Origin of the sequence: Psychrobacter sp. S1-30-MNA-CIBAN-0213 (genome assembly GCF_040309845.1) — a bacterium.
Classification (GTDB): domain Bacteria; phylum Pseudomonadota; class Gammaproteobacteria; order Pseudomonadales; family Moraxellaceae; genus Psychrobacter.
In genome coordinates, this window is sequence record NZ_JBEOPE010000143.1 from 1 (window position 1) to 249 (window position 249).

General features: G+C 41.0%; 1 pseudogene. It reads right to left on the reverse strand.

From position 1 onward, the window contains the following. A pseudogene (locus AAEY87_RS14270) lies at positions 1-219 on the reverse strand (HAMP domain-containing histidine kinase); the annotation flags it as partial. Between the last annotated feature and the right edge of the window lie 30 nt (positions 220-249).

The following is a 249-nucleotide window of genomic DNA, read 5'->3' on the forward strand; positions in this document are numbered from 1 at the left end:
CTGTAAATGGTTGTCCTTACTAATGGCGATATTTAGCTCATGTAAGAAGGGATCGATTTGACCTAAAATTTGGGTAGCCAATACTTCTGAGCGGATACCTGCATCTTTGTCATGCACGAGCTGTGTCAATAGCACCATGGCGACCGCAAATAAGATAAGTGCCAACATGACGCTAGCAAATAACTTAGCAAATACGGAACGAAAACCCAATTGCTGCATTAAATCATCTCTATTATCAGAGGCTCATAT